The 1,215-nt window shown below is 43.0% G+C and carries 1 protein-coding gene; it reads left to right on the forward strand.

Translation table 11 applies throughout. The features are described from left to right. Positions 1-458 precede the first annotated feature (458 nt). Positions 459-1,215: multidrug efflux RND transporter periplasmic adaptor subunit VmeY (gene vmeY, locus R8269_RS25110; protein ID WP_318222893.1), on the forward strand; the 757-nt coding region annotated here is incomplete at its 3' end.

Raw genomic sequence — 1,215 nt, forward strand, 5'->3', positions numbered from 1 at the left:
AGACGCCACCAGTTCAGCCATTTGGTAAAAACGTTTCGCCCATTTAGAAATCATGCTCATCCTCTCGGTCGAAGGCTTCGAATTATCTGAATGATAACCCATTTTTTTTAAAAAAATAGTCGAAATACGAGCATTACAGTGAAAGCGATTCGTTTTCATGGTTAATCGGGGAGAGTTTGTTCAGCTCTAAGCAACAATTCCGCCTTTATTGATGAGTTTATTGGTCAAAATTGGCAAACGAATGAGTCATACATCACATTGATGATTAGAGGTTGCTTATATTGTTGGGTGAATGAAGAACTGAAAATGATTTCAAATGCATCAACTTTATTTCGGCTCGTTTCAATTAATTACATTTAGAAACATTTTACGCAATTTATGTAGGAGAATTCGGAATCTACTCTCTGTAAGGTTAGTGTGTTTTCAACAATATCCTGTTCCATAAAGACGGTAAATACATGCAAAAGAAACCACTTGTCGCATTAATGGCGGCTACAGCTATCCTTGCAGGATGCGGAGAAGCGAATAATGCCCAAAGAGAGAGCCAAGCGCCTCTTGTCGTAACTCAGGATGTCACGGTAATCGACTACCAACCGAGTAAATCATATATCGGTCGCATTGAAGCGGTAGAAGATACCAATATCACAGCACAGATTTCAGGCTATTTACAAGCTCGTCATTTTGAAGAAGGACAAATGGTAGAAAAAGGCCAGCTTCTTTATTCTATTGAACCTTCTTCTTTTGAAGCACAAGTGGCAAGTGCGAAAGCAGCGTTAGCACAAGCAAAAGCTTCGCTTAAAAAGGCAGAGCTTGATCACCAACGTGGTAAAAACCTGCTTCCTCGTGGAAGCATCTCCCAATCGGAATTTGATGCGTTGACAGCAACATTGCTAGGCGCGCGTGCAGAACTAGAAGCCGCGAATGCACAGCTTAAACTTGCAGAAGTCAACCTTTCGTACACGCAAATCCGAGCGCCATTTAGTGGTCGTATTAGCGACACAAAAGTGAGTACTGGTGATCTGGTTTCTCCATCTTCAGGTGTGCTGACGACGCTCGTGAGCCTAGATCCTGTGCACACTTCGTTTAGCGTCAGTGAACGTGAGCGTTTAGCGATGGGCATGGATCGAATTAAAGGCGATGGTTCGGCCGAGTCGAACGGTGTGGAAGTGCAACTAGAGCTAGAAAACGGCCAGTTTTTCGAACATCTAGGTCAGC

The sequence above is a fragment of the Vibrio sp. Vb0667 genome, assembly GCF_033391095.1.